Origin of the sequence: Kitasatospora sp. NPDC059803, assembly GCF_042732255.1 — a bacterium.
In the GTDB taxonomy this organism is placed as follows: domain Bacteria; phylum Actinomycetota; class Actinomycetes; order Streptomycetales; family Streptomycetaceae; genus Kitasatospora.
Genome location: NZ_JBHWIJ010000145.1, coordinates 13,224 through 19,773, shown reverse-complemented (window position 1 = coordinate 19,773; position 6,550 = coordinate 13,224). Strand labels below are relative to the sequence as shown.

Below are 6,550 nucleotides of genomic sequence, written 5' to 3'. Positions count from 1 at the left end.
GGGGCATGGCGGCCCGGCGCGCCCACCGCCTGTGCGCCTTGGTTTTGGTCATCATCAAGATCGTCCAGACCGCGCTCAACCACTGAGCCGCCGCCGGGGCGGCGCCCGACAGTACCGCCGCCCCGGCCCCGACCCGGAAACCTCGACCGCCCCGCACCCGGGGAAGGAAGGAAGTACGGCCATGCGCACCGCCCTTCACCACCACTGCCCGCGCGTCCGCCTCGCCCTGCACGACGGCGTCGAGAGGAACTACCGCCTCGACGACCCCGGCGTCTGCCCGCACTCCGGCACGCCCAACACCCGGGCCTGCGCGTACGAGCCGCGCGTGCACCTGGCCTACCTGCTGGCCCGCCAGGGCCACCGCCCGGACTGGCTCGCCGACTTCGCGGACCTCCCGCCGGCCGCCGCGCGCCGCCTCAGCCGCGCCGCCGCCCGCCACCGGCCGCACGGCTGACGCCCCGCCGACCGCACCACCCGCGCTCTCGCGCACCCCCTCCACCCGCCGCCCTGTCACGGAGGTGACCTGCCATGTCCATCGTCGCCGCGTTCCACCCCTCCCTCCCGTCCGCCGGCCGCGGCCGCCTGCGCGCCGCGCTCGCCGCCGTGGGCCGACGCCTGGCGGAGAGCCCGCTGGACAGCCCCGTCCTGCACGCCGTCACGGCCCGGGCCCCGGCCCCGGCCACCGCCTCCGCCGACCGCCCCACCCGGCTGCGGGCCAGCTGGCGGACCGTCACGGCCCCGGACGGCACTGCCCGGCTGGAAGCCTCCTGGCACCCCTGGCACCCCGCCCGCTGACCAGCCCGTACCGATGCGTACAGATCCGCACCGACCCCGCACCGACCCGCCGAAGGAGCATCCGTCATGGCCGTGCGCTACCCCAGGCTCGAAGCCATCTTCTCGGACCACACCGCCGCCGCCCCGCCCCGGCGGCCGCGCCCCGCACCGGCCCCCCGGCCCCCCGTCGACCCGGACACCGGCCTGGTGGTGGACCCCGAACAGCGCACCGTCACCGTCGACGGGCAGCAACTGGCACTCCCCTACCTGGAGTTCGAGCTGCTCGCGCACCTGGTCGACAACCCGCTGCGGGTCCACTCCCGCCGCCAGCTGATGGAGACGGTCTGGGGCCGGCCGGACACCGGCGACACCCGCACCATCGCCACCCACATCGCCCGGATCCGCCGCAAGCTCGGCCCCGGCCACCGGGAGGCGATCGCCACCGTCCGCCAGATCGGCTACAAGTACGACCCCCGCCTGACCCGCGTCGCCTGACCGCCGTCCGGCCGCGCCGCCTGACCGCGCCGCCCGAGGCCCGATCGCCCGCCCCGGCGGCACCCCGCCGGCCACCACCCCACCGAAGGAGGACACCGCCGTGACCAGAACCGCCCTGTTCCCCTGGACCAGCAGAGGGACGGCGCTGTGCGGCGTCCTGCTCCTCCTCACCCTCCAGGGGATCGCCGTCGGCGTCGCCCCGGGGCGGCTGCGGCTCTTCCTCTCCGGCGTGCTCATCGGCGCCTCGGCGGCCGGACTGCTCCTCGCCCTGCTGCTCGCCCGCAGCGGGCGCGGCACCGCCCGACCCGCCGCCCCCGGCGAGGACGACACCCAGTGGTTCAGCGCCCGCTCCCTGGACGGGTTCCCGATGGAGCAGGTCCGACCGCTGCTGCTGTCGCCCGGCGCCCCGGGCCTGAACCGGCTCTACACCGCCTGGGTGTTCGCCACCCACGGGCACGACCCCCAGTGGATCGCCCACCACCTCGACCTGTCCACCCCGACCGCCCGGCTGCTGGTCACCGCGGCCCGGCACCACACCGCTCCCGACAGGAGGCCGCAGTGATCACGGCCCTCGACCACGTCCAGCTCTCCGCACCCCCCGGCAGCGAGGCCCTGCTGCGGGCCTTCTACGGCGACGTCCTGCAGATGGCCGAGATCCCCAAGCCCCGGCCGCTGACCGAGGGCGGCGGCTGCTGGTTCGCCGCCGACGGCGGCCGGGTCCGGCTCTACCTCGGCATCGAGGAGCGCTTCCGCCCCAGCACCAAGGCCCACCCCGGCATCGCGGTCTCCGAGATCGACGACTTCGCCTCGCGACTGTCCGAGCTCGGCGTGCTCGTGGTGTGGGACGAGAGCCTGCCGCCCCGGCGCCGCTTCTACACCACCGACCCCGTCGGCAACCTGCTGGAGTTCGTCGAAACGGCCTGAGCCGGCGCGCGGAGGAACCCCGGATCCATTTGCCTACGGACGTACCGAAGGAGCAGACTGCCCGGGGCCCGCAGGACGGGCCGGGACGACACCAGACGACACCACCGGAGGAGGCGGCCATGGGCGAAGACCCTCCCAGTACGCGCCGCCGTACCGGCCGCCTCCCCCACGCCCGCCCACGCGCCTGACGCGACGGCCCGGGGGGACGCGGCGTTCGTCCCGATCCCGCTGACGTCGCACGCACCTCTCCCGACCCGGGGCCCCGGGTGCGCGCCGGAGGTGCACCCCATGACCCTGCCGAAGCCGGCCCCGGGCGCCGCCCGGGGCTCACTGCCGTCCCGGACGGCCGCCCGCCTGGCCCGGATGACCTGGGTGGACGCGCTCGTCGCGGCCGCCGTCCTGGTGCTGCTCTACCTCGCGCTGCGGGTCGGGCAGGGCACCACCGTCCGGTTCTCCACCGGCCGGAACGCGGCGGTCGACACCGACCCGGCACGGCTGCCGTACGACGCGGCCCGCTCGCTGCTGCGGATGTTCGCCGCGCTCGCCGTGTCGGTGGTCTTCACCTTCGGCTACGCCTACGCCGCAGCCCGCAGCCGCCGGCTGGAGCGGGTCCTGATCCCGGCCCTGGACATCCTCCAGTCGGTGCCGGTGCTCGCCTTCCTGACCGTCGCGGTGACCGGCTTCCTCGCCCTGTTCCCCGGCTCCGTGCTGGGCCTGGAGTGCGCGGCGGTGTTCGCCATCTTCACCTCCCAGGCCTGGAACATGACCTTCGGCTTCTACTGCTCGCTGGTCTCGCTGCCGCCCGAACTCGACGAGCTGTCACGCTCGTTCCGCTTCACCCGGTGGATGCGGTTCTGGAAGGTCGAACTGCCCTCGGGCATGATCGGCCTGGTCTGGAACGGCATGCTGAGCTTCGGCGGCGGCTGGTTCTTCCTGGTCGCCTCCGAGGCGATCAGCGTCGACGACCAGGGCTACACGCTGCCCGGGGTCGGCTCCTACGCGGGCGCGGCCATCGCCGCCGGCGACCTCGGCCGGGTCGGCTGGGCGATCGCCACCATGGCCGTCCTGGTGGTCGGCGTCAACCTGCTGTTCTGGCGCCCGCTCACCGCCTGGGCCGAACGCTTCAAGAACGAGCAGTCCGAGGCCACCGAGGTGCAGCGCTCCGTCGTGCTGGACCTGCTGCGCCGCTCGCACTGGCCCGGACTGCTCGGCCGGCTGCTGCGCCCGGGGTGGCGGGCGCTCTCCCGGGCCGGGCGCCTGCTGGGCACCGACGACCGCCCGCTGGCCGTCGACCCCGGGCGGCGGCGCGCCGGGGACGCCGCCTTCGCCGCCGTCGCCGGCGGCCTCGTGCTCTGGGGCCTGGTCGACCTCGGCCGCTACCTGCACGGCGCGACCGGCCTCGGCGTGTTCGGCGAACCGCTGCTGCTCGGCCTCGCCACGCTCGCCCGGGTCGTCGTCCTGGTGACCGTCGCCACCCTGGTCTGGGTGCCGGTCGGCGTGCGGATCGGCTTCTCCCCCCGGCTGACCCGGATCGCCCAGCCGCTGGTGCAGGTGCTCGCCAGCTTCCCGGCCAACTTCCTCTTCCCGCTGGTCGTCTGGCTGCTGCTGCGGACCGGGCTGTCGATCGACCTCGGCGGCGTCCTGCTGATGGCCCTCGGTGCCCAGTGGTACATCCTGTTCAACACCATCGCCGGCGCCATGGCCATCCCCACCGACCTGCGCGAGGCCATGGACGACCTCGGCGTGCGCGGCTGGCAGCGCTGGCGGCGGCTGATCATCCCCGGGATCTTCCCGGCCTACGTCACCGGCGGCCTCACCGCCTCCGGCGGCGCCTGGAACGCCTCCATCGTCTCCGAGGTCGTCACCTTCGGCGGCACCACGCTCACCGCCACCGGCCTCGGCGCGTACATCGCGCGGGCCACCGAGCGCGGCGACTACCCGCACCTGCTCGCCGGGGTGGCGGTGATGAGCCTGTACGTCGTCGCCCTCAACCGGCTGCTCTGGCGCCGCCTCTACCGCCTGGCCGAGCGCCGCTACTCGCTCTGACCCGCGCCCGCTCCCCGCCCCGGAGGTCCCCGTATGCGCTTCCCGTTCCCGCGCGCCGCCCGCCCCGCGCCGCCCGCCGCCGCCACTGTGTTCTCCCCCTCCGAACCTTCCCCCGCCGACGGCGAGGTCCTGCTGGAGACCGTCGGCCTCACCAAGGCCTACGCCGGCGCCGACGGCGCGCTGCCCGTGCTGTCCGGCATCGACCTCACCGTCCGGGCCGGCGAGATCGTCGCCCTGCTCGGCCGCTCCGGCTCCGGCAAGTCCACCCTGCTGCGCTGCCTGTCCGGGCTGATCCCGCCCAGCTCCGGCACCGTCGCCTACCGCGGCACCCCGCTCACCGGCGCCAACCCGGGCACCGCCCTGGTGTTCCAGACCTTCGCGCTGCTGCCCTGGCTGACCGTCCGGCAGAACGTCGAACTCGGCCTGGAGGCCCGCGGCGTGCCACCCCGGGAGCGCGCCGAGGCCGCCGTCCAGGCCATCGACCTGATCGGCCTGGCCGGCTTCGAGTCCGCCTACCCCAAGGAGCTCTCCGGCGGCATGCGCCAGCGCGTCGGCTTCGCCCGCGCCCTAGTCGTCGAACCGGACGTGCTGATGATGGACGAGCCCTTCTCCGCGCTGGACGTCCTCACCGCCGAGAACCTGCGCGGCGAGCTGCTGGAACTGTGGGAGTCCGGCCAGTTCCCCACCCGCGCCGTCGTCCTGGTCACCCACAACATCGAGGAGGCGGTCCTGATGGCCGACCGCATCGTCGTCCTCGGCTCCCGCCCGTACGGCACCATCCGGGAGACCGTCGAGGTCGACCTCGACCGGCCCCGCGACCGCGACGCCGCCGCCTTCGACGAACTCGTCGACCGGGTCTACCGGATCATGACCGGACGCCCCAAGGAGACCCGCCTGCCCGGCCGCGCCGACGGCGCCCGGCCCGACCGGCGCACCGTCGCCAACACCCCGCTGCCCACCGCCAGCGTGGACGGCCTCGCCGGCCTCGCCGCGATGATCGCCCACCGCGGCGGCTGCTGCGACCTCGCCGACCTCGCCGACGAACTCGGCCTCGACATCGACGACATGCTCCCCCAGCTCGACGCCCTCGACCTGCTCGGCTTCGCCGAGATCCACGGCGACGACCTGCTGCTCACCGAGGCCGGCACCGCCTTCGCCGGAGCCGACGTCCAGGAGTCCCGGACCATCTTCGCCGGAGCCGCGGTGGACGTCCCGCTGGTCCGGCTGATCACCAACGGCCTGCGCGGCCGCCCCGGCGCCGCCGTGCACGCCGGCTTCTTCCGCGACCTGCTCGCCCACCACTACACCAGCGAACAGGTCGACCGGCAGTTGGAGACCGCCACCGACTGGGGCCGCTACGCCGGGCTGTTCGGCTACGACGCCGCCCTGCGGGAGTACCGGCTCGACGAGGAGACCGCCTGAAGCGCCGGAGTCAGGCCTGGCCGGTGGCCGGGCGGCGGCGGGCGGAGCGGACGGCGCGGGCGAACGGCTGCTCGGCCGTCGCGGCGGCCGGGCCGGTACCGCCGCCGTCGCCGCCGTCACCGCGCGCGGGCAGGTCGTTGGCGATCAGCGCCGCCTCCGTCAGCAGGCCGCGCACCTCGGCGGCGCGGTAGAAGATCCGGGTGCCCTCCCGGCGCGAGACGACCAGCCCGGCCGCCCGCAGCCTGGCCAGGTGCTGCGAGGTCGCCGCCACGTGCGCGCCCAGCAGTTCCGCCAGTTCGCTGACCGGCAGCTCCCGCCGGGTCAGCGCCCAGAGCAGCCGGTACCGGGACGGGTCGGCGACCGCCTTCAGCACCGCGACCGCCCGCTCCGCCGCGTCCGTGTCCCACGCCTCTTCCTGCGCACCCATGCCAGGGATCCTACCGAGCCGGCCCCACCGCCCCGGGCGGCGCCGAAGCCGGTGCCGTCCGGCCGGGCGCGGGCGTCGCCAACAGGCGTACCCAGCGGGCGTCGACACCGGGCGTCGATAGCGGGCCGATGGCCGGGGCTGCCAGGCTTCAGCCATCCTTTCAGCCGCTGCCGACCGGCCGCGCCGTCCAGGAGTTGGAGTCCGTACGAGATGATCGAGCACACCACGTTCCGTACCGCGGTCAGCGGATCGCACGAGCACAATCCCTGGGGCTGAGCGGCCTGGGTCCGCCTTCGGACGCCCGCCCGCCGGGCGGTGTGGGGGAGGACGCTCCGGGGGGGGGCCGGCGGGGGGGCGGCCCGCTGCTGGTCGACGCGGCGGGGGCCGCCGCCCCGCATGTGCTCATCGGCAGCGGGCGGCGGCGGGGCAAGCTGATCCTCCCCGGCTGGGCGGCGGCCCGGC

8 protein-coding genes are annotated in these 6,550 nt (G+C 75.4%); 7 read left to right on the top strand and 1 reads right to left on the bottom strand.

Annotated elements, in window-relative coordinates; all coding sequences use genetic code 11:
• Positions 1-181: 181 nt before the first annotated feature.
• The 7 genes from ACFV6I_RS22520 (at position 182) to ACFV6I_RS22490 (ending at position 5,661) form a co-directional block, all read left to right on the top strand.
• The gene (locus ACFV6I_RS22520; RefSeq protein ID WP_063349740.1) at positions 182-454 is read left to right on the top strand and encodes a hypothetical protein; all 273 of its coding nucleotides are present in this window, start codon (positions 182-184) and stop codon (positions 452-454) included.
• A 74-nt stretch (positions 455-528) separates the two neighbouring features.
• Positions 529-795 carry a hypothetical protein gene (locus tag ACFV6I_RS22515; RefSeq protein ID WP_380427273.1) on the top strand — a complete coding sequence of 89 codons (267 nt, stop codon included), beginning with the start codon at positions 529-531 and terminating at the stop codon, positions 793-795.
• A gap of 66 nt (positions 796-861) precedes the next feature.
• Positions 862-1,269 (top strand): winged helix-turn-helix domain-containing protein, encoded by a 408-nt coding sequence (locus ACFV6I_RS22510; RefSeq protein WP_380427271.1) that lies wholly within the window; start codon positions 862-864, stop codon positions 1,267-1,269.
• A 100-nt stretch (positions 1,270-1,369) separates the two neighbouring features.
• Entirely contained in the window at positions 1,370-1,831 is a 462-nt protein-coding gene (locus ACFV6I_RS22505) for a hypothetical protein (protein WP_107452946.1), read from the top strand.
• Positions 1,828-2,193: a hypothetical protein gene (locus tag ACFV6I_RS22500; RefSeq protein ID WP_063349737.1), complete on the top strand. Its 366-nt coding sequence runs from the start codon at positions 1,828-1,830 to the stop codon at positions 2,191-2,193. The genes ACFV6I_RS22505 and ACFV6I_RS22500 overlap by 4 nt, the downstream gene beginning before the upstream one ends.
• A 288-nt stretch (positions 2,194-2,481) precedes the next feature.
• Positions 2,482-4,239, top strand: coding sequence for an ABC transporter permease (locus tag ACFV6I_RS22495; protein ID WP_380427269.1), 1,758 nt, complete (start codon positions 2,482-2,484; stop codon positions 4,237-4,239).
• Between the two features lie 33 nt (positions 4,240-4,272).
• A complete protein-coding gene (locus ACFV6I_RS22490; protein ID WP_380427267.1) occupies positions 4,273-5,661 on the top strand; it encodes a nitrate/sulfonate/bicarbonate ABC transporter ATP-binding protein in 1,389 nt (462 codons plus the stop codon).
• 10 nt (positions 5,662-5,671) lie between these two features.
• Here the strand turns inward: ACFV6I_RS22490 and ACFV6I_RS22485 are convergent, their stop codons facing one another.
• Positions 5,672-6,088: an ArsR/SmtB family transcription factor gene (locus ACFV6I_RS22485; RefSeq protein WP_380427265.1), complete on the bottom strand. Its 417-nt coding sequence runs from the start codon at positions 6,086-6,088 to the stop codon at positions 5,672-5,674.
• Positions 6,089-6,550 lie beyond the last annotated feature (462 nt).

Coding starts and splice junctions, on each gene's coding strand:
- ACFV6I_RS22515 (WP_380427273.1), top strand. CDS start 529: ATGTCCATCGTCGCCGCGTTCCACCCCTCCCTCCCGTCCGCCGGCCGC.
- ACFV6I_RS22490 (WP_380427267.1), top strand. CDS start 4,273: ATGCGCTTCCCGTTCCCGCGCGCCGCCCGCCCCGCGCCGCCCGCCGCC.
- ACFV6I_RS22495 (WP_380427269.1), top strand. CDS start 2,482: ATGACCCTGCCGAAGCCGGCCCCGGGCGCCGCCCGGGGCTCACTGCCG.
- ACFV6I_RS22510 (WP_380427271.1), top strand. CDS start 862: ATGGCCGTGCGCTACCCCAGGCTCGAAGCCATCTTCTCGGACCACACC.
- ACFV6I_RS22520 (WP_063349740.1), top strand. CDS start 182: ATGCGCACCGCCCTTCACCACCACTGCCCGCGCGTCCGCCTCGCCCTG.
- ACFV6I_RS22485 (WP_380427265.1), bottom strand. CDS start 6,088: ATGGGTGCGCAGGAAGAGGCGTGGGACACGGACGCGGCGGAGCGGGCG.